This window comes from Streptococcus mitis, from assembly GCF_946188585.1.
Lineage (GTDB): Bacteria > Bacillota > Bacilli > Lactobacillales > Streptococcaceae > Streptococcus > Streptococcus mitis_DG.
In genome coordinates, this window is sequence record NZ_CAMHVI010000005.1 from 19780 (window position 1) to 40552 (window position 20773).

The following is a 20773-nucleotide window of genomic DNA, read 5'->3' on the forward strand; positions in this document are numbered from 1 at the left end:
CTGGTTACCTGACTAGTCTATAAACATCGAAAAAGACTGGTTGCCCAGCCTTTTCCTTTATGTTAATCCTTTTTCAAACTTCCTGAACGAGTCTGCGTACGTGAATAAGCTATCAAGAGAAGGGTACCTGCGATAGCTACAGTTACAGCATTACCAATACCTGCAACAATCCCTTGGGCAAATACTTTTTCTGCCGCTTCATGATAAATCGCAACATCTCCAAGTGGTGCCAAAACACCCCAAACAAGAGCATTTGCAACAATCTGAATGAGGTTAAAGAAAACAATATCCTTCAACTCAAAAACACCCTGTGTTACTCGAATGTATTTTCTAAAGAGTCCTACAGCTAGACCAAAGAGACCGCTAGCGATAATCCAAGTCCACCAAAGACCTCCTGAAACAGCATCTTTCACTGCATGTCCAATTAATCCTACAAATAGACCAACTACTGGCCCAAAAATAATAGACAAGAGACTCTGCAATGCATACTGAAGCTGAATGTTTGTATTTGGAACGGGTGTCGGGATGCTGATCATCCCGATGACAACAAAGAGCGCAGCCCCAACACCGATAGCAACAACTTGTTTAATTGATTGATTTTTCATCTATATTCTCCTATTTTATGCTTCTATTTTCTTTATTTCAATGGTCCAAGATGAACCGACACCTACATTATAAGCCTTGGCAAAAGAACCTTGGTTGATAGCCAGACCTAAACGATAGAGAGAGTTGATGTAAAGGATGGGTTGCCCAATTCTCACATCTGCAAATGATTTGCCATAGACAACCTGATTTTGATAGACCAGCATATCTGCATGATAGATAGTCACTTCAAAACGGTCACCAAATTCTGGTTCCAGCTTGTAAAATTCTTCTCGCGTGATAGAGGTCCAAAGCGAACCAAAACGCACATCTAGAATATCAATGGCTCCCTTTACCAGATAATCTTCAATGATAGTCTCTACGACTGGAAGCTCTACAATCTGGTCCACACTGAGCTCTGGCCCCACTTCCTCAAAAGTAATGTGATCACTGGCCAGTTTAGCTCCAGTATAGGCATAGACATCACGACCGTGGAAGGTATAAGAATGCTCTGTATTTTGACGTCTATTGGCCACTTCAGAAATCTCACGAATAGCTACAATGCCAACGTGTTTCTTGATAAAAGAAAGCGTCCCATTATCTGGCGTGACAATGTATTGATTTTTTGCAGTCTTAGCAACCACGCTCTTACGTTTCGAACCAACACCTGGATCGACAACTGATACAAAAGTCGTTCCCTCAGGCCAGTAATCCACCGTCTGAAAGAGACGATAGCTCCCCTCAAAAATATTATAAGGCGTGATATCGTGCGTTAAGTGATGGATTTTTAAGGTTGGAGACTCTTCTAAAGCCACTCCAATCATAGCCGATACCGCACCATCTACCAGACCAAAGTCTGATTGTAATACCAGTAAATTATTATTCATTTTGTCTCCTTGTGTACCCTTTATCATACCACATTTCAAGGAAAGTCGCTAATAGCTATTTCAATTGGTTGGGGTATAGTTTTACCTTATAGCAAATTTCCTACTAAAAGCTCTTGTTATTAGCTAGTAGGTGCATTTTTTCTTGAAAAAAGGTATGATAGTTACATAATGAAGAAGTAGGTTTTATTATGAAAATTATCCTTGTCGGAGGGGGAAAAGTTGGTTTTGCCCTCTGCCGCTCCTTGGTTGCAGAAAAGCATGATGTTTTGCTGATTGAGCAAGACGAAGCTGTTCTCAATCATATTGTTAATCGCTTTGATATCATGGGTATCCTTGGTAACGGGGCCGATTTTACCATCCTTGAGCAAGCCAGTGTCCAGGATTGTGATATCTTTATCGCCCTGACCGAATACGATGAAGTGAATATGATTGCAGCCGTTCTCGCTAAGAAAATGGGAGCTAAAGAAACCATCGTTCGGGTGCGCAATCCTGAGTATTCTAACTCTTATTTCAAAGAAAAGAATATTCTCGGTTTTTCTCTTATCGTTAATCCTGAGCTCTTGGCTGCCCGCGCTATCGCCAATATCATTGACTTCCCCAACGCCCTCTCTGTCGAACGTTTCTTTGGTGGACGCGTTAGCCTCATGGAATTCACTGTTAAATCCTCCAGCGGTCTTTGCCAAATGCCCATTTCTGATTTTCGGAAAAAATTTGGCAATGTCATTGTCTGTGCGATAGAGAGGGATCATCAAATTATCATTCCAAGCGGTGACATGACTGTACAGGATAAAGATAGAATCTTTGTCACTGGTAACCGTGTTGACATGATGCTCTTCCATAATTATTTCAAGTCTCGTGCCGTGAAGAGTCTTCTTATTGTTGGAGCTGGTAGAATTGCCTATTATCTACTAGGTATCCTCAAAGACAGTCGTATCGATACCAAGGTTATTGAAATCAATCCTGAAATCGCTAGCTTCTTTAGCGAGAAATTCCCAAACCTCTACATCGTTCAAGGAGATGGTACCGCAAAAGATATCCTGCTGGAAGAAAGTGCTCAAAACTATGATGCCGTTGCGACTCTAACAGGAGTCGATGAGGAAAATCTGATTACCTCTATGTTCCTTGACAGGGTAGGTGTACAAAAAAATATCACCAAGGTCAATCGTACCAGTCTCCTCGAGATTATCAATGCGCCTGATTTTTCAAGTATCATCACACCTAAAAGCATCGCTGTAGATACAATTATGCACTTTATTCGTGGTCGTGTTAATGCCCAGTATTCAGACCTTCAAGCCATGCACCATCTAGCCAATGGCCAAATCGAAACCCTGCAATTTCATATCAAGGAAGCTAATAAAATGACTGCCAAACCTCTTTCTCAACTCAAACTGAAAAAAGGGGTTCTTATTGCAGCTATCATTCGAAAGGGCAAGACTATTTTCCCTACTGGGGAGGATATGTTGGAAGTTGGAGACAAGCTCCTAGTAACAACTTTGTTGCCAAATATCACCAAGATTTATGACTTGATCGCGAGGTAAGAAATGAATAAAAGTATGATTCGTTACCTCCTTTCAAAATTACTTTTGATTGAAGCTGTTCTTCTTTTGGTTCCTGTAGCTGTTGCTATCTATTACCGTGAATCGAGCCAAGTCTTTACGGCCCTCTTTTCAACAATAGGGATTCTCGTATTACTAGGCGGTTCAGGAATTTTACAAAAGCCCAAAAATCAACGGATTTATGCCAAGGAGGGAGTCTTGATTGTTGCCCTCTGTTGGATCCTTTGGTCCTTCTTTGGCGGTCTCCCCTTTGTTTTTGCTAAGCAAATTCCCAGCGTTATCGATGCCTTTTTTGAAATCAGTTCTGGCTTTACAACTACTGGAGCAACTATTCTGAATGACGTTTCGGTTCTCAGTCGTTCCCTCCTCTTCTGGCGAAGTTTTACCCACTTGATTGGAGGGATGGGGGTGCTTGTTTTTGCGCTTGCTATTATGGATAATGCCAAGAATAGCCACCTAGAGGTGATGAAGGCTGAGGTTCCTGGCCCTGTTTTTGGTAAAGTAGTATCCAAACTAAAAAACACTGCCCAGATTCTCTATCTCCTTTATCTAGCTCTCTTTTCCCTCTTTGTCATCATCTATTATCTGGCTGGCATGCCCCTATTTGATAGTTTTGTCATTGCCATGGGAACAGCAGGTACAGGAGGTTTTACAGTCTATAACGATGGAATCGCCCACTATGGTAGCTCACTGATTACCTATCTAGTTAGTATCGGAGTTTTGGTTTTTGGGGTAAATTTCAATCTCTACTACTACCTCATGCTCCGTCGCGTCAAAGCCTTCTTTGGTGACGAAGAACTTCGTGCTTACTTGGTCATCGTGCTGGTTTCTACAGGCTTGATTAGCCTTAATACCCTCTATCTCTACCCAGGATTTTCCAAGAGCTTTGAAATGGCCTTCTTCCAGGTTTCCAATATCATTACAACGACTGGTTTTGGTTACGGAGATATTACCAACTGGCCCCTCTTCTCCCAATTTATCCTCCTTTTCCTCATGGGAATCGGTGGTTCTGCTGGTTCAACCGCAGGTGGACTCAAGGTTATTCGAGGCCTTATCCTTTCAAAAATTGCCAAAAACCAAATTTTGTCAATCCTATCGCCCCACCGTGTCTTGACCCTCCATGTTAATAAAACGGTGATTGACAAGGATACCCAGCATAAGATTCTCAAGTACTTTGTCATCTATGCTATGATTTTGCTTGCGCTTATCTTTATTGTCAGCCTAGATAGTAATGATTTTCTGGTCGTTACCAGTGCTGTCTTTAGCTGTTTCAATAATATAGGACCTATTCTAGGAACCACTTCTAGTTTCTCAATCTTTAGTCCTATCTCAAAAATTCTCCTCTCCTTTGCAATGATTGCAGGTCGATTAGAGATTTACCCCATCCTACTTCTCTTTATGAAGAGAACTTGGTCTAAGAGATAAAATACAACCGCACCTTGTTTCCTTACAAAGTGTGGTGTTTTTCTTTATCCCAAAACCAATTCATCACTGACCAGGCTTTGGCCACTATTTTTCTGGAAGAGATGCATGAGGTCTTCAACTGTCAGATGCTTTTTCTCTTCTCCCTTGACATCCACCACTATCTTACCCTGATAGAGCATAATGAGACGATTGCCGTACTCAATCGCATGGTTCATATCGTGGGTAATCATCAAAGTCGTCAACTGATGGTGTTCCACAATTTTTTGCGTCAAATCCATCACCATTTGACTAGTTTTCGGGTCAAGTGCCGCAGTATGTTCATCCAAAAGCAAAAGTTTGGGTTTCACCAGAGCTGCCATGACTAGGGTCAAGGCCTGTCTTTGTCCTCCTGAGAGATATTGAGTATCTACTTTTAAGCGGTTTTCAAGACCAATATTCAACTCCTTCAAGGCCTCTTGGAACTGGATTCTGTCCTTCTCCTTCACTCCCCAACCAAGCCCTCTCTTCTGCCCGCGTCTCAAGGCAATAGCCATATTCTCCTCAATCGTCAAACGAGAAGCTGTTCCCATCTTAGGATCTTGAAAAACACGGGCGATATCCTTGGCTCTCTTTCTTACACTCAGATTTTTAATGGATTTACCTGTCAATAAAAGGTCCCCTTCATCCACCGATAGATTGCCAGCCAAGATATTCATCAAAGTGGATTTCCCTGCTCCATTTCCACCAATCACAGAGATAAAATCTCCCTCTTCAACCTCTAAATCTAATCCTTTGAGGACATGGTTCTCATTGACCGTCCCTGCTTCAAATATTTTGTGAATATTTTCAAGTGTTAACAAACTTGCCATAACTTTCTCCTCCTATTCATTTCTCAATTTTAGACCACGAATCTTTAATCTCTTTTGCAATTCTGGCGCAAATAAAACTAAGGCTAACAAGATTGCATTAAAGAGACGAACCAGGTTTTGATCTAGATTTGGAATTTCATAGATATTTAAAATAATCAAACGGTATACAATAGCACCAATTCCGATGGATAACAAGCGGCCTCCAATGGTCAAGTCGTGTATCAAGACTTCCGCAATAATGACTGCACTCAAACCAACAACGATAGTTCCTGTCCCAGAAGTCACATCTGAAAATCCATCATTTTGGGCAAACAAGGAACCACATAGGGCAATCAAGCCGTTTGAAATCATGTAACCAACAATCTTCATGGTGTCTACATTGACCCCATTGGCCTCACTCATAGGAATATTGTCCCCAGTCGAACGCAAGACCAAGCCAATCTCTGTTTTCATCAAAAGAGTCAAGACCAAACAAACAAGTAAGAGACAAGCCAAACTAAGTGAGAAAACAGCTTCTTCATTTGTCAATCCCAAGCTAGCCAACTGTTTAAAGACAGTCGAAGAATCTCCCAAGGAAAGATTAGGCACGCTTCCCATGATTTTAATATTGATCGAATAAAGCCCTGTCAAGGTCACAATCCCTGTCAAGAGAGCTGGGATTTTCATCTTGGTGTGGAGCATTCCTGATACTAGACCTGCTACCATACCTGCCAGCAAAGCAAGTAAGGTCGCAATCCAAGGATTTGTCCCTGCCTGTATCTGTGATACAACGACAGCTGCCCCCAGTGGAAAGGCTCCTTCAGCAGTCATATCCGCAATATCTAAAATACGGAAAGTCAAGTAGACCCCAATCGCCATAATCGACCACAGCAAACCTTCTGATAAACTAGATAACACAAAATTCATCTTAATCCTCCTTATTCCTTGCCTTCTAACTTACTAATATCAATTCCCAATGCATCTGCCATTTCTTGATTTGTATGCAATTCCAGTTTTTCAGGCAACTCAACTGCTATATTTTCTGGCTTTTCACCTTTTAAAACACGAATCAGCATGCGAGCTGTCTGTCTTCCCAATTCTTCGTAATTGGTTCCGTAGTTATACAAGCCACCCACAGCAATCATTTCTGTTGAACCACCAAATACTGGAACCTTGTGTTTAATAGAAACCTGCTTGACTGTTTCCATTGTTGATGAAATGATATTATCCGTTGGCACAAAAACCATATCCACCTCTGCCATCAAGCTCTCTGCAGCCGCCTTGACGTTGTTACTGTCCAAGATTGTTTTTTCAACAACGGTAAAGCCTTTTTCTTCCAGAAGGCGCTTAGCTTCATCCTTTTGGACAACCGAATTGGGCTCGCTCTGAGTATAGAGGATTCCAATCGTTTTAGCTTTTGGCAACACTTTCTTTATCAAATTGATTTGGGTTGAAATGGCATCTGATGACTGATCGCTTGTCCCAGTTACATTGCCCCCAGGATGTTCTCTTGACTCAACCAACTTGGCACTGACAGGATCCGTTACCGCTGAAAAGATAACAGGTGTCGTTTGCGTTGTATTAGCCAAGCTCTGAGCAGAAGGCGTTGCGATAGCTAGAACGACATCACTAGATTCTGCTAGTTGCTGGGAAATCGTTTTTAGATTTCGTTGTTCTCCCTGTGCATTTTGCAAATCAATCTCAATATTTTCCCCTTCAACATAGCCTTGTTTGGCCAGCTCATCCACAAACCCTTCTCTAGTAGCGTCCAAAGATTGATGGGTAATAAATTGTGAAATACCGATACGAAAAACATCTTTTTTCTTATCTGCCTTCAACTGATGCAAACTAATCAGAGAGGTCAAGAGGATTCCCACTACCAAGAGGGGGGCTAGTAATTTTCGAACAACTTTCATAATGAAACTCCTTCTCAGAAAAGATAAAATAAAAAACCGCCTAGATACTATCTAAACGGATGCTTGAAATAATCTAACAAGTTATAACTTTGCTAGTCCATTTAGATATTCATCTATATGGACCACAATCAAAAATCTTAGCCACATAGATACAAACAAATTGCTTGAACTGTTTGCATCCATGGTGACATGTCTACAAACACTATCTAAAGTAGCTAAAGTAAAAGTTTTGATTCATCGTTACAGCTTGTCTCTTATTCATTTCTTTTTCTGCTTTCTTTTTTGATGTTTCCTATCTTACCACCTTTTTTATCAGCTGTCAAGAATATTTCAGAATTTTTTAAAATTTTTCGAAAATTCTTTCAGGGAGCTTTCAAAGCTTTTCAAATCAGTCCAACAAAAAAGGGTTTATAATTTCCATAAAAATTGACATGGAAATTATAAAACCATTATTAGTTTAGTCCTTTTTGATAACGTGCCAATTCGGCTTGGTTAGCCCAAACATAGTGACCTGGACGGATTTCTACCATAGATGGCTTATCAGTCTCATAGTCGTGTTGACTTGGGTCGTAAACCTTCAAGACTTTCTTGCGTTCCAAGATTGGGTCTGGAATCGGTACCGCTGAAAGCAAGGCTTGAGTATATGGATGAATTGGATTGTTAAACAATTCTTCTGTTTCTGCAACCTCTACAATAACACCCTTGTAAATAACCGCGATACGATCTGAAATAAAACGAACAACCGACAAGTCATGGGCGATAAAGAGATAGGTCAAGCCAAGTTCTTTTTGGAATTTTTTGAGCAAGTTTAAGACTTGAGCACGAACAGAAACGTCCAAGGCTGAAATGGGCTCATCCGCAATAACAAAGTCTGGTTGCATAACCAAGGCACGGGCAATACCGATACGTTGACGTTGACCACCTGAGAATTCATGAGGGTAACGAGTCAAGTGCTCAGCAAGAAGACCTACTTCACGGATAATATTTTGAACTTTCTCTTTACGTTCTTCTTCATCCTTGAACAGATGATGATTGTAAAGACCTTCAGAAATAATATAATCAACAGTAGCACGTTCATTCAAACTTGCTGCAGGGTCTTGGAAAATCATCTGGATTCGACGAATCAATTCCGCAGCTTGTTCACGCGATTTCTTACCATTAATCTTTTGACCATCAAAAATGATATCCCCATTACTTGTATCATTAAGACCGATGATGGCACGACCAATAGTTGTTTTCCCACTTCCTGACTCACCTACAAGCGAAAAAGTTTCTCCCTTGTTGATAAAGAAGTTAGCATTTTTAACCGCGACAAACTTCTTACTTCCTTCACCGAAGGAAATTTCTAAATCTTTGATTTCTACTAATTTTTCAGACATTTCCTTCCTCCTAGTCAGCCAGATGGGCAAATCCCATTTTTTCACGGATTTTATCGTGGAGATTTGCAATCACAGCTGGTTTTTCTACTTTTGGAGCATCCTCATGAAGAAGCCAAGTTTTAGCCCAATGCGTCTCTGATACTGAGAATTGAGGAGCTTTTTGTTCGAAGTCAATCTGCATTGCATAGTCTGAACGCAAGGCAAAGGCATCCCCTTTCAAGTCAGTATAAAGTGACGGAGGTGTTCCTGGGATTGAGTAAAGATCCCCTTTATCATCAGCAAGCTGAGGCAAGCTAGACAAGAGACTCCATGTATATGGATGGCGAGGGTCATAGAAGACTTCCTCAACAGTTCCATACTCAACGATTTCTCCTGCATACATAACCGCTACCTTATCCGCAATACTTGCCACCACACCAAGGTCGTGGGTGATAAAGATTGTTGTGAAATGGTACTCGTTTTGTAAAGATTTTAGCAAATCAATAATCTGTGCTTGGATGGTCACATCCAAGGCAGTCGTTGGCTCATCACAGATCAAGACATCAGGTCGACAGGCAAGGGCAATTGCAATAACGATACGTTGACGCATTCCTCCAGAATATTGGAATGGGTATTCATCAAAACGTCTATCTGCTTCTGGAATCCCAACCTTATTCATGTAGTCAATTGCCAATTCTTTCGCTTCTTTAGGCGTTTTTCCTTGGTGTTTTACAATAACTTCTGTAATCTGACTACCAATTGTTTTAATTGGGTCCAAACTAGTCATTGGATCTTGGAAGATAGTCGCAATCTTAGCACCACGAATTTGTTCCCAATCCTTGTGAGAAGATAGAGCTGTCAAATCTTGACCACGGTAGTCAATGCTTCCTTGGGCAATACGACCATTTTCTTCGAGCATACCTGTGAAGGTCTTTGTCAAAACAGATTTTCCTGATCCTGACTCGCCTACCAAGGCTAGTACTTCTCCTTCAACTAGTTCAAGGGAAACGCCGCGAATGGCTGTCAATACTTTGTCACGAACGTCAAATTCCACGACAATATCGCGAGCAGTCAAAATTACATTTTTTTCTTTTGTCATTTCTACTCCTATCTATGTGTACGTGGATCACTAGCATCCGCTAAGTTTTGACCAACTACGAAAAGGGATAAGGATACCAAGACAAGAGTTGTCAATGGAATCCAGAACAAGTAAGCATTGGTTGTTACGTTTTGTGAATAATCTGAAATCAAACGACCCAAACTTGGCACTGTAATCGGCAATCCAAGACCGAAGAAAGACAAGAAGGCTTCGTATGAGATAAAGCTTGGAAGCATTTGAGTCATGGTTGTCACAATAACAGATACCAATTGTGGCATGATGTTTTTAGCAACAATCTTCAAGGTTGGTGTTCCCAAGGTACGTGACGCCAAGTTGTATTCCAAGTCACGATAACGCAAGATTTGCACACGAATCATGAAGGCAATCCCAATCCATGTTGTTACACTCATGGCAAAAATCAGATTCCAGAATCCAGCTCCGATTGAGTAAGTCAAGACAATGACAATCAAAAGAGATGGGATGTTTGAGATGACGTTATAAACTTCCATCATCACGCGGTCAACTGATTTTGAAATCCCCCAAATACCACCGACAAAGACACCGATAACCAAGTTAATCACTGTCGCAATCACAGAAATGAGGATAGAGTTACGAGCTCCGAACCAGACACCGTCAAAGAGAGATTTACCGTTACTGTCTGTACCGAACCAATGCTGAGCATTTGGCTTGATATAACGAGCACTAAAGTCATTTACCTTGCTGACATCATTGAAATCAAACTTAGAAAACATTGGGTAGATGAAACTCATCAAAATGATGGCTACCAAGATTCCCAACATGACTACAGTTGATTTTTTCTTCATAAATTGTCTAAACACTGAACCCCAGTATGAATAAGCTGGCGCATCAATGGCTTCAGAGGCAAAATCGTCACGTTTTACAAACTGAAATTTTTCTTTATCGATTGTAGACATTATTTGCCTCCTTTCTCAGTCAATTTAATACGTGGGTCAATAATCGTCATCCAAATATCTCCCAAAAGAAGTGAGAAGATAGAAATACATGTAAAGATGAAGACAAGACCAACGACCATAGAGTTATTAGATGCTTTTACAGAGTCAATCAACATTTTACCCATACCTGGGAAAGCGAAGACTGTTTCAGTAAGGGTTGCACCACCGATAACCCCGATAACAGCACCAGGAATTCCTGAAACCAGCGGAACCATGGCATTTTTAAAGATGTGTTTGTTTGAAATTTCTTTTTCAGACAAACCTTTGGCACGAGCAAAACGTACAAAGTCTTGTGATTGCAAGTCAATCATATAACGACGAATCCAAATAGCGGTACCAGGAGCACCCAACAAACCAAGGATAACTGCTGGTAAAACATACGAACGCCAATCTCCAGCACCCAAGATAGGGAATGAATCTGGCAAGCCGATTGAAGAACCAGCTAAACGAACGATATAAACCAAGGCAATTGTTGGAAGAGCCATCAAGAAGGTCAAAGCCCCTGTTGAGAAACTATCAATCCATGTGTTCTTGAAGCGAGCCATAGCTGAACCAAGTGGCACAGCAATCGCATAAGAAATCACCAAACCAATCAATCCGACAACTGCAGAGCTAGCAATCATAGAAGGATATTGGTAATTGCTTTCCGTAGCTGTATAAGGATCATCTTTCCCGTAGTTGGCTACTTCACGAGAGTCAGCTTGACTAGGCGATTTGTAGGTTCTTGAGTAAATATTTACAGAAGAAGTTTTCTTACCTGTTGGGAACTGAACTTGAGATGTTTTTGTTTGCCCTTGTCCTTGAGTAATAACCTGTAAAACAGGGCTATTAGCATAGGTTGGATATGAATCACCCAAATTAATGTTCACAAAGTTTTGATGCACAAATGGGAACTGACTGTTGAAGTACAAGAGATATTTGTGTTTGGTACCTGAACCGACCAATGACCATCCGATAGCTGGATCATTTTCGAAACGAAGGTAACGTTTCAAGTCTGGGTTTTCAGGGTCTTGAATTTTATTAGTATGGTCAATGTCAATCAAGTTAGCATAGAATTTGAAAACACGTTCAAAAATCGGGATTTCACGAGTAGCGTAGAATTGGCCACTTTCAGTAAATTCTCCTAAGGTCCAACCATGACCAATTTGTTTGATGTATTTTTCATAGATAGCCTTGTTGGTGTCATTGGCTTCAACGGTTACAGAAGCATCCATCTGGCTAGCTTTTTCTTGCAACTCTTTGGTATCGTAGTACTCGATATAGCCCATACGCTCATAAACAGTATTCTCATAGTTATCACGTTTATCAGCAGTTGTCGCAATCTTGTTATAGTTGGTATCCTGTTTGAAAATCAATTTTCGAGGAACCATTGTATAGATAATCGTGTAGGTCAAGGTTGTTACTAAGAAGATAGAAACCAAGGACCGCAAAACACGCATAAAAATATATTTTTTCATATCATTTCCTTTAAAAATCCCAAAAGAACCTTCTCCTCATGGAGAGAAAGTTCTATTGAAAATTATTTACTTCACATGACTTGCCAATTCTTTTTGAGCTTTCTCGTTTGACTCAGTCTTTTCTTTCAACCATTTTTCACGAGCTTTTTCATACTCTTCTTTGGTGATTGCTTTTTCACCAACTTCAGTGTACTTCAAGTATCCTGAATTTTCACCTTTAAGGCCGGCTACTGAATATGAAGAGCTAAATGGTAGAACTTTTGAAACATATGAAACGGCTGTTTCTTTAGGAGAAGCCATTACTGGAATTGTCAAAGCATTATCAGTCAACCAAGCTTGTGCCACCGCGTATTTTTCATAACGTTTTTGAACATCTTGGTTTTCGCTGTTTGCGTCATCAAGTAATTTTCCATAGTCAGCTAAACCAAGTTTGCTTACTACTGATGCATCTGTGTTTTGGTCAATACCAAGGTAAAGGCGAGTGCTTCCTCCCTTAAGGACGAATTGATCCAAGAAAGTAGAAGGATCTTGATAGTCAGGGTTCCATCCTAGCAAGGTATGGATATCCCAGTCTTGCTCTTTAGCTGTTGGAGCGCTAAATGAAATTGGTAAAGCCTCTGCTTGAGTCATTTGTTGCAAGTCTACAACAACATTATCTGAACCCAATACTTTTTCAATTGATTGTTTCAATGATTGAACACGGTTTACAACCGCTGTTGATTCTTGGATAACCAAGGCATCCAAGTGGATTGGGAATTCAACACCTTCAGCTTGTAGGCTTGATTTGGCTTTAGCAAAGACTTCTTTAGCTTTTTCTTCATTGTAAAGGCCATTTTGAGAATCTGCTAGAGACACGTTTGACCAAGTAGAAGAATTTGTCTTAGCCAAGCTATCTTGTACCAATTCACCAAATGTTTTCTTACCAACTTGAAGATTATAAGGTGCAAATGTATTACGGATGGCTACTGCAGCTCCATCAGTACCATTTGTTTGAGCTGAGTAAGAATTACGATCGACAGCAAAGTTCAAGGCTTGACGGAATTCCTTGTTTAGTAATGCTTTCTGAGTAGATGTCTTTTGAGCATCACTTGTTTTGGCAGTGTGGTTATAGGTTGTACGGCCATAGTTCAAGCTGACAGTTGCAACACCCGCTCCTGGTTCGTTAAAGTAAATGTTATCTTTGAAGTCAGCTGCATATTTTTCATATGTAGAACTTGTAGGGAAGATACGCGCCTTGCTATATTGACCATCAGCAAAACCTTTGGCAATGACATCTTGGTCCTTACCATCCCAGAAAGTGAACTTAACGTTCTCAATTTTTACATTTTCTTTGTCCCAGTAAGCGTCATTTTTAGCCATCTCGATAGATGATTTTGGAGTTACAGACTTCAAGACAAATGGACCGTTATAAAGAATAGAGTTAGCATCGGTTGGGGCACCAAAACCTTCCCCTTTTGAAGTTAAGAATTCTTCATTTACTGGCATCAAAACACCACTAGTTGTTTTGTCATTCCAGAAAGTTTCTGGCTGGTTCAAGGTATATTCTAGTGTTTGGTCATCAAGTGCTTTTACTCCAACGGTTGAAAAATCACTTGTTTCACCCTTGATATATGCTTCTAATCCCTTAATAGAAGAGCTAACGATTGAAAGTCCTTTTGATTTTCCATCTACGGCGTGTTTCAAACCAGTAACGAAGTCTTTAGCAGTTACAGGAGCGTATTCTTCTCCCTCTGCAGTTACCCATTTAGCATCCTTACGGATTTTATAGGTATAAGTCAAACCATCTTTTGAAACTGTCCATGATTCAGCGATAGAAGGAACCAGATTACCATATTTATCGTTGGCCAACAAACCATCTACTGCATTTGTTGTGACGAATGACGTTGAATCGATATTGCTGACGATATAATCCAAAGTTTCTGGATCTGTTTGATAAACATATTGGTAATCTTTTGCTAGTTTAGCATTATTTGAACTAGTGTTTGAACACGCAGCTAGAACTCCTGACGTTAATAAGGTAGCTCCCGCTACAGCAAGCACTTGACTTTTTTTCATTTATTTACTCCTCTTATAAATAAAGTATAGGTTATCATCAATTATATCATAGATTTCAAGAAAAGTAAACGAATTTTCAGAATATTTAGGCTTATTGACACAAAAAATCTGAAAAAGCTATTGACTGAAAATCATTTTCAAGGTATAATAATAAACGTTAAGGCGGTATAGCCAAGTGGTAAGGCACGGCTCTGCAAAAGCTTGATCGTCGGTTCAAATCCGTCTACCGCCTTCTATAACTTGATTTTTCAAGTTTCATTTAAACAGAAAGCCCAATATAAAGGGCTTTTTTCTTTTTCCTCGAATAAATACGTATAACCTTAAAAAACTTTTGGGACTAGGTTGGGACTGAGTTTTTCGAGGACTCAATTCCCTTTTGAAATCAACTGAAAAAAGCTTTGTCACACCTGGTGACAAAAGCCTCTAGTTTACTCTGTTTCTTCTTCTATTTCGACTTCGGTAATTTGGACTTTTACCTTGGTAACACGTCCATTTTTCACTTTATCATTGGTTAGGATAAGCTGTTTGTTTTGGCTGACTAATTCATAACTGAGTTTCTCAGTCGTTGGAATGGTCCCCACTCCTGTCAAATAGTAACCAGCGATGGTATCAACGTCATCACTTTCCAGTTCAACATCAAAGTAGTCATTAAAATCATTGAGATTCATGGTACCTTGAACAATATAAGTATCTTCTCCAATTTTATGAACTTCGATTTCAGCCTTATCTGTTTCGTCATCGATTTCCCCAACGATTTCCTCTAAGAGGTCTTCCAGGGTCACCAAACCAGCCATCCCACCGTATTCATCTAGCAAGATTGCCATTTGTCTTTGGGTATTGCGCAGTTCTTTTAACAAGTCATCCACAAAAATAGTTTCAGGAACAAAAAGTGGATCTTGTAAGATTTTCTTCCAAACAATATTATCAAAACCGTCCACAAAGCCCGCCTTAAGGAGACTCTTGGTGTGAATGATTCCAATCACGTTATCCTTGTCTCCATCATAGACAGGGATACGAGAATAATTTTGTTTTAAAATACTTTGGATGATGGTTTGACTATTATCCTGAATATCGACCATAAAGGCATCCGTTCGAGGAACCATGACTTCTCTGGCCATTAATTCGTCCAGTGAAAAAATTCCTTGTAACATTTCAATTTCGTCAGCATCTAGTGTTTCTTCACTATTGGTCAACATGTACTCAATTTCATCACGGGTCATTTTTTCATCAGCATCGTCAAAGGTCATAGGAGTCAAGCGACTCAAGAGATTGGTAGATGCAGACAAGAGCCAAACAAAGGGACTAACTAGTTTCCCCAGCCCAATGATAACTGGCGCTGTACGAATCGCCAAAGCATCCTTTAGATTAAGAGCGATTCTCTTAGGATACAATTCCCCAAAAACGATGGAAATATAAGTCAAAAATGCTAAAGATAGAAAACTTGCAACGGCATAAGATGTTTCGCCATTTCCAAGCCAAGATGCAATTTCTCGTCCCAGAGTTTCTGCCAAACTCGCCCCTGATAAGATCGTAATCAGGGTAATCCCTACTTGAATGGTTGATAAAAAGTGGTTAGGATTTTCTAGCACCTTCAGCAGACGAATATAGCGTTTATCTCCTTCTTCTGCCTTTTGTTCCACCCGCGCACGGTTAAGTGAAACCATGGCCATTTCTGTGGCTGAGAAAAAAGCATTTAACACTGTCAAGATAAACAACAAAACAAATTGTAGCAACAAATTCTGACTACTTGGGTCTTCCATAGTTCTTCTCCTAAAATAGTATCTTATCCTTTATTATATCACAAAATCTAGTCCAGTACATATTATTTTTTTCTTAGTGCCTATTCTAGCCCTGCTGAAACTAGTAAAAGAAGAACTCCTACATCTACAAGTGACATAGGAGTTTATGTTATCTTTTACTGAGTTACCGTTACTTCTCCAGTTCGGTAATCCAGTTGAAGCCCTTTTTGAACATTGGGAACTAGGACATTAAATTCCAATTCTCCGTCTGAAGACTTGGCTTCAATCTGTGAAGCTGAAGGAACTAAGTCCTCGTTTGAAGCGTAATAAAGGGTTACACGGTAACGGACACGCTTGTTTTGGTCCAAGGCTTTACGTACCATACTTTCATAGTAGTTTTGACCAGTCGAATCTTCAGCCTGTGCCTGATTTGCCCAGGCTGTTTGAACAGCAATGTTTTTAGGATTGCTTGTCGAGGCATCAAAACCATCCAAGCCACCGATTAAGGCATAGCCTAACAAGTGACCTCTATCGACCGCATGGGTATAAGTACCCTTTAGATTCTTAACCTGATGCCAGCCTGGAGGAGTCCATGAAGTCGAACCATTCCCAGTTTCTTCACGATTCTTGTACTGGCGAGTAGCCTTAGACAAGAGGGCATTAGCTACGGTTGGCACTGTTTCCTTGCCCACTGTCTTTGTTTTATTATCAGCGTAGGGCTTACTTGAAACCTTGGCATCTAGATTTGTTTTATTACCATTGACGATAAAAGCACCTGATCCATTCCACTCAAGACTCCCTTTTATTTGGCTTTTGACTGCATCTGTTAAGACACTTTCTGCCAATGCTTGACTAGGAGCTTCAGACGCTTGTTTTTTCTGACTAACCTTTGTTTTAGGACTATTAGCTGTCGACTGCATCTGCTTGATATAATAGCTTCCCGCAGATAAGAGTAATAACACTAGCAGCCCGATCAGTGTCTGTCTTGTTTTTTTATCCATTTTTCTCCTTATCTCTAGAAAAAGACTGGTTCTCCAGCCTAATTTCCTGTAAATTTATGAATCAATTCCTGCCATTTTGCTGGAGACAGGATAGCCCATGGATCTTGACCCTTGCCCAAGATTCCATAACCTACCATTAAGCCGATACCTAAGGCTAGAGCACCTAAAAACAGTACCAAAATGACTAAAAGTAAACGCTTGATTACGTAGCTTGATCTCTTATTCATCTTCATCACTTGCCTCAATCCGCTGAATCTTAGCGCCTAGCTGCGCCAACTTCTCATGGAAACGGTAGTAACCTCTATCCAAGTGAACCAATTTACCAACTACAGTTTCTCCTTGTGCTACCAAACCTGTCAAAATCAAGGCTGCACTGGCACGAAGGTCAGTTGAAAGAACTTCTGCCCCCTGCAAAGGCTGTCCACCAACAATACGAGCTGTATCACGGATAATCTCAGAATGTAAACCCATGCGACGCATTTCTTCTAAGTGTTGGAAACGATTTTCAAAAACTGTCTCCACCATAGTTGATTCCCCTTTTGCGACGGTCATCAAGGCTGTAAATTGAGCCTGCATATCTGTTGGAAATCCTGGGTGGGGCAAGGTTTTCACATGAACAGCTTTTAGATTTTCTAGTTGAGAACGAACTCGAATTCCTTCAGTTTCCTCCGTCACTTCCACTCCCATTTCAAGCAATTTGGCAATCAAGGGACGGTTGTGCTCCCAGACAGCGTCTTTTATCAAGACATCACCACCAGTCATGGCAGCAGCTACCATAAAGGTTCCTGCTTCGATACGGTCTTGGACTACATTGTGAGTCGTACCATGAAGTTTCTCAACACCGGTAATGGTAATGGTCTCTGTACCAGCACCTTTGACCTTGGCTCCCATTTCATTGAGGAGAATGGCTAGGTCAACAATCTCAGGCTCACGCGCAGCATTTTCAATCACTGTTACCCCATCAGCTAGAGTCGCTGCCATCATCAAGTTCTGCGTAGCACCAACACTTGGGAAGTCCATGTAGATATGAGCGCCATGCAAGCGATCAGCCTTGGCTTCGATGTAACCAGCTGTCTGACTAATCTTAGCTCCCATGGCTTCCAGACCTTTCAAATGAAGATCAATAGGACGGCTACCAATCGTACAACCACCTGGCATGGATACCTTGGCATGACCTACACGAGCAAGAATTGGTCCCAAGACAACGATAGATGCACGCATCTTGCTGACATACTTGTAAGGAGCTTCCTCAGTGATATCGCCAGTCGCGTCCACCTCAACAAGATGAGCTTCTTCATTAAAATCCACCTTGGCATTCAAACCACGAACCACCTGATTCATAGTGAAAACATCTGACAAAATAGGAACATTCTGCAAGACGGTCTTTCCTTCACTTGCTAGAATAGTCGCAGCCAACAAGGGCAAGACTGCATTCTTTGCTCCTTCTATCGTAACACTTCCTACCAGACGATTATCGCCACCTTGAACCACAATTTTTTCCATACTTATTTCCTTTACTCTTGATTTTATAATAATCCTCTAAGCGCTTCTTGCCACAACTGATATAGGCTGATAAAGAAAGAACTCATGATATAGCCCATTACAATGCTGAAAAAGGCTACTAGTAAACGAACTTTTCTTGTATTCTCAGCTGTTACTTTTAAAACCTTTTCCCATCTAACAAGATCCTTTAAAAGGTAAAAACTCACATAAATAAAGAGCATGTGACTGCTTAGAGTGAATAATAATTGAACCATTTGACTATTATACCATCTTCTCTGTTTGTGCGCTAGTTTGGAAACTTCACTCAAAAACTAGGGATTGTTTTTCAAGTAATCAATCGCATCTTGTAGGGTTTTAACTGGCACGATTTTCATATCTGTCTTGATTGTTTTAGCAGCTTCTAGGGCTGTCTGGTAATTGTTTTTCGCATCTGGATGCGCTTTTTGTTCTTCTTCGCTAACAGGGTTATCAGGAGCAAAGAAAATAGCAGCACCTTCTCTAGCCGAAGCTACAACTTTCTTATCAATACCTCCAATGTCCCCTACATTACCATCGCGGTCAATGGTACCTGTACCGGCAACAATACGGCCATTACGAAGACCAGGGTCAGCTATTTGAGTATAGATAGCTAGACTAAACATGAGACCAGCACTTGGGCCACCGATACCAGCTGTTGAAAAGCGAATTGGGATATCACTGGTCACTTCCGTACGGTCAATCAAGCCGATTCCAATTCCATTTTTGCCATTTTCTAGCGTAATGATTTTTCCTTCTGCAGACTTGGTTTGCCCATCTTCTTCATAGGTGACCTTGACAGAATCTCCTAATTTTTGAGAATTGACGTAATCAATCAAGTCTTTGGAACTGTCGAAGGTCTGATCATTGACTGCTGTGACCGTATCAGAGATGTTGAGAATCCCTTTAAAGGTCGAATTATCCGTCACATTCAAGACATAAACCCCGAGATATTTAAGTTCAATATCCTTACCAGCTGTTTTTAACCCTTGATATTTGGCCATATTTTGCGATGTTTGCATGTAGAATTGATTGATCCGCATAAATTCCACATCGGAAGAGCCACCTGTAGTCTCTTGGGCACTACGAATATCTGTAAAAGGCGTCAACCACGCATAAATCATATGGGCTAAAGTGGCATGTTGGACACCAACCGTAACGAATTGATAGGCACCAGCTTCCTTATCTTCTGTGTCATTTACTTTAAGGACTTGGCGAATATCTTCCGAACCACCTGGAACTTCTATATAGTAGGGCAAGGGCACTACAAATGCCAAGAAAGTCACAATCAAGGCCGCAATGACATATAAGGGCCATCTAATCTTTTTTTTCATTTTTTATTTCCTCCAAAATACTCTCGGGAACATAGCAGGTAATATCCTGACCAAACTTCAAAAGCTCTCTAACACCTGATGAACTGATATAGAGATGTTCAGGTCGGCTATGTAAATAAATGGTCTCTATATTAGAAGACAGCTGATGGTTGTAGTAATCAAAACTGGCTTCATATTGCAAATCCGACGCATTCCTCAAACCACGCACTAGACAAGTAGCCCCCAGTCTTTTTGCGACATCAACCACCAATTCATCATGTGAAAACACGACTTCAACATTTCCCAAATGTTTCAAAGCATCTTCTAACCCCCGTTTACGATTTTCGATAGGGAGAAATCCTTGTTTGTGAGGATTAAAAAAAATACCTACGTAGAGCTTATCAAAGAGTTTGCTCGCCCGTTCAATGATATCCAGATGCCCATTTGTCATAGGATCAAATGAGCCTGTGAATAAGCCAATCTTATCTGACATAGACTGTCACCTTACTAATTCCATAAATCTTTTCCTTCCAGATGCCCAGGCAGGCAATTTCTTCTGGAAGTTCGACGGCCTTATCCGTCTCACACACGACCATGACATCTTCAGAAAAAAGCTCTTTCTCAGCCATTTTTTCAATATCTGCTACGATTTGTTCCTTGGCATAAGGAGGGTCTAAGAAAATGAGGTCAAATTCCCCAGATACCTGTTCCAATGCCCTTTCTGCATCCATCTTGAGGAGTTGAAATTTCCCAACTTCCTTGGTCATCTGAATATTTTCAGCCACGATAGCCTGAGCCTTACGGTCTCGCTCCACCAAAACAGCACTGGACATGCCACGCGATACTGCCTCGATAGATAAAGCACCACTACCTGCATAAAGGTCCAAGACTCGTCCACCTTCAAAGTAGGGACCAATCATGTTAAAAATGGCTCCCCTAACCTTATCTGAAGTAGGTCTTGTCGTCTTGCCTTCTAGTGTCTTGAGGGGGCGTCCCCCATAGATTCCTGATACGATCTTCATACCGTTTATTATACCAAATTATGAGCGAAAAGAGAAAGAAAACC

Annotated in this window: 20 protein-coding genes and 1 tRNA gene; 3 read left to right on the forward strand and 18 right to left on the reverse strand. The window is 40.7% G+C overall.

Features of this window, described 5'->3' with window-relative positions; all coding sequences use genetic code 11:
- Positions 1 to 62: 62 nt before the first annotated feature.
- The gene (locus tag N8M66_RS07010) at positions 63 to 605 is read right to left on the reverse strand and encodes an ECF-type riboflavin transporter substrate-binding protein (protein ID WP_261046427.1); all 543 of its coding nucleotides are present in this window, start codon (positions 603 to 605) and stop codon (positions 63 to 65) included.
- Positions 606 to 620: 15 nt separating this feature from the next.
- Positions 621 to 1469: an SAM hydrolase/SAM-dependent halogenase family protein gene (locus N8M66_RS07015; protein ID WP_261046429.1), complete on the reverse strand. Its 849-nt coding sequence runs from the start codon at positions 1467 to 1469 to the stop codon at positions 621 to 623.
- A gap of 188 nt (positions 1470 to 1657) precedes the next feature.
- Between N8M66_RS07015 and trkA the strand changes: the two genes are divergently transcribed.
- Together trkA and N8M66_RS07025 are read left to right on the forward strand one after the other, a co-directional pair.
- On the forward strand, positions 1658 to 3007 hold the full coding sequence (gene trkA, locus N8M66_RS07020; RefSeq protein ID WP_070482190.1) for a Trk system potassium transporter TrkA: 1350 nt from the start codon (positions 1658 to 1660) through the stop codon (positions 3005 to 3007).
- Between the two features lie 3 nt (positions 3008 to 3010).
- Positions 3011 to 4450: a TrkH family potassium uptake protein gene (locus N8M66_RS07025; protein ID WP_261046432.1), complete on the forward strand. Its 1440-nt coding sequence runs from the start codon at positions 3011 to 3013 to the stop codon at positions 4448 to 4450.
- A gap of 44 nt (positions 4451 to 4494) precedes the next feature.
- On the opposite strand, the gene N8M66_RS07030 is transcribed toward N8M66_RS07025, so the two are convergent.
- The 8 genes from N8M66_RS07030 to N8M66_RS07065 all read right to left on the reverse strand — a co-directional run bounded on the left by N8M66_RS07030 (position 4495) and on the right by N8M66_RS07065 (position 14136).
- The gene (locus N8M66_RS07030; RefSeq protein ID WP_261046435.1) at positions 4495 to 5298 is read right to left on the reverse strand and encodes an ABC transporter ATP-binding protein; all 804 of its coding nucleotides are present in this window, start codon (positions 5296 to 5298) and stop codon (positions 4495 to 4497) included.
- Between the two features lie 12 nt (positions 5299 to 5310).
- Positions 5311 to 6204 carry an ABC transporter permease gene (locus tag N8M66_RS07035; protein WP_020903094.1) on the reverse strand — a complete coding sequence of 298 codons (894 nt, stop codon included), beginning with the start codon at positions 6202 to 6204 and terminating at the stop codon, positions 5311 to 5313.
- 11 nt (positions 6205 to 6215) lie between these two features.
- Positions 6216 to 7193 (reverse strand): ABC transporter substrate-binding protein, encoded by a 978-nt coding sequence (locus N8M66_RS07040; protein ID WP_049486659.1) that lies wholly within the window; start codon positions 7191 to 7193, stop codon positions 6216 to 6218.
- 452 nt (positions 7194 to 7645) lie between these two features.
- Positions 7646 to 8572, reverse strand: a complete 927-nt coding sequence (locus tag N8M66_RS07045) for an ATP-binding cassette domain-containing protein (RefSeq protein ID WP_049541016.1) — start codon at positions 8570 to 8572, stop codon at positions 7646 to 7648.
- 10 nt (positions 8573 to 8582) lie between these two features.
- On the reverse strand, positions 8583 to 9650 hold the full coding sequence (locus tag N8M66_RS07050; protein ID WP_004260573.1) for an ABC transporter ATP-binding protein: 1068 nt from the start codon (positions 9648 to 9650) through the stop codon (positions 8583 to 8585).
- Between the two features lie 8 nt (positions 9651 to 9658).
- Positions 9659 to 10585, reverse strand: a complete 927-nt coding sequence (gene oppC / locus N8M66_RS07055; protein WP_049510796.1) for an oligopeptide ABC transporter permease OppC — start codon at positions 10583 to 10585, stop codon at positions 9659 to 9661.
- A complete protein-coding gene (locus N8M66_RS07060) occupies positions 10585 to 12081 on the reverse strand; it encodes an ABC transporter permease (protein WP_000759916.1) in 1497 nt (498 codons plus the stop codon). The genes oppC and N8M66_RS07060 overlap by 1 nt, the downstream gene beginning before the upstream one ends.
- Positions 12082 to 12147: 66 nt before the next feature.
- Positions 12148 to 14136 carry a peptide ABC transporter substrate-binding protein gene (locus N8M66_RS07065; RefSeq protein WP_004260568.1) on the reverse strand — a complete coding sequence of 663 codons (1989 nt, stop codon included), beginning with the start codon at positions 14134 to 14136 and terminating at the stop codon, positions 12148 to 12150.
- A 161-nt stretch (positions 14137 to 14297) separates the two neighbouring features.
- Between N8M66_RS07065 and N8M66_RS07070 the strand changes: the two genes are divergently transcribed.
- A tRNA-Cys gene (locus tag N8M66_RS07070) sits at positions 14298 to 14368 on the forward strand.
- A 196-nt stretch (positions 14369 to 14564) separates the two neighbouring features.
- On the opposite strand, the gene N8M66_RS07075 is transcribed toward N8M66_RS07070, so the two are convergent.
- From N8M66_RS07075 to rsmD, 8 genes are all read right to left on the reverse strand, one after another.
- On the reverse strand, positions 14565 to 15896 hold the full coding sequence (locus tag N8M66_RS07075) for a hemolysin family protein (RefSeq protein ID WP_049551832.1): 1332 nt from the start codon (positions 15894 to 15896) through the stop codon (positions 14565 to 14567).
- Positions 15897 to 16051: 155 nt separating this feature from the next.
- Positions 16052 to 16876 carry a DNA-entry nuclease EndA gene (gene endA, locus N8M66_RS07080; protein ID WP_042750033.1) on the reverse strand — a complete coding sequence of 275 codons (825 nt, stop codon included), beginning with the start codon at positions 16874 to 16876 and terminating at the stop codon, positions 16052 to 16054.
- A gap of 38 nt (positions 16877 to 16914) precedes the next feature.
- Entirely contained in the window at positions 16915 to 17103 is a 189-nt protein-coding gene (locus tag N8M66_RS07085) for a DNA-directed RNA polymerase subunit beta (protein WP_070480259.1), read from the reverse strand.
- Positions 17096 to 18379 (reverse strand): UDP-N-acetylglucosamine 1-carboxyvinyltransferase, encoded by a 1284-nt coding sequence (gene murA / locus N8M66_RS07090; RefSeq protein ID WP_141230260.1) that lies wholly within the window; start codon positions 18377 to 18379, stop codon positions 17096 to 17098. Before murA ends, N8M66_RS07085 begins: the two co-directional genes overlap by 8 nt.
- A gap of 23 nt (positions 18380 to 18402) precedes the next feature.
- Positions 18403 to 18633 carry a DUF1146 family protein gene (locus tag N8M66_RS07095; RefSeq protein WP_080975952.1) on the reverse strand — a complete coding sequence of 77 codons (231 nt, stop codon included), beginning with the start codon at positions 18631 to 18633 and terminating at the stop codon, positions 18403 to 18405.
- Positions 18634 to 18690: 57 nt separating this feature from the next.
- Positions 18691 to 19728, reverse strand: a complete 1038-nt coding sequence (locus tag N8M66_RS07100; RefSeq protein ID WP_033688116.1) for a SepM family pheromone-processing serine protease — start codon at positions 19726 to 19728, stop codon at positions 18691 to 18693.
- A complete protein-coding gene (gene coaD / locus N8M66_RS07105; protein ID WP_049510790.1) occupies positions 19712 to 20200 on the reverse strand; it encodes a pantetheine-phosphate adenylyltransferase in 489 nt (162 codons plus the stop codon). The genes N8M66_RS07100 and coaD overlap by 17 nt, the downstream gene beginning before the upstream one ends.
- A complete protein-coding gene (gene rsmD, locus N8M66_RS07110; RefSeq protein ID WP_049510789.1) occupies positions 20190 to 20729 on the reverse strand; it encodes a 16S rRNA (guanine(966)-N(2))-methyltransferase RsmD in 540 nt (179 codons plus the stop codon). Before rsmD ends, coaD begins: the two co-directional genes overlap by 11 nt.
- Positions 20730 to 20773 lie beyond the last annotated feature (44 nt).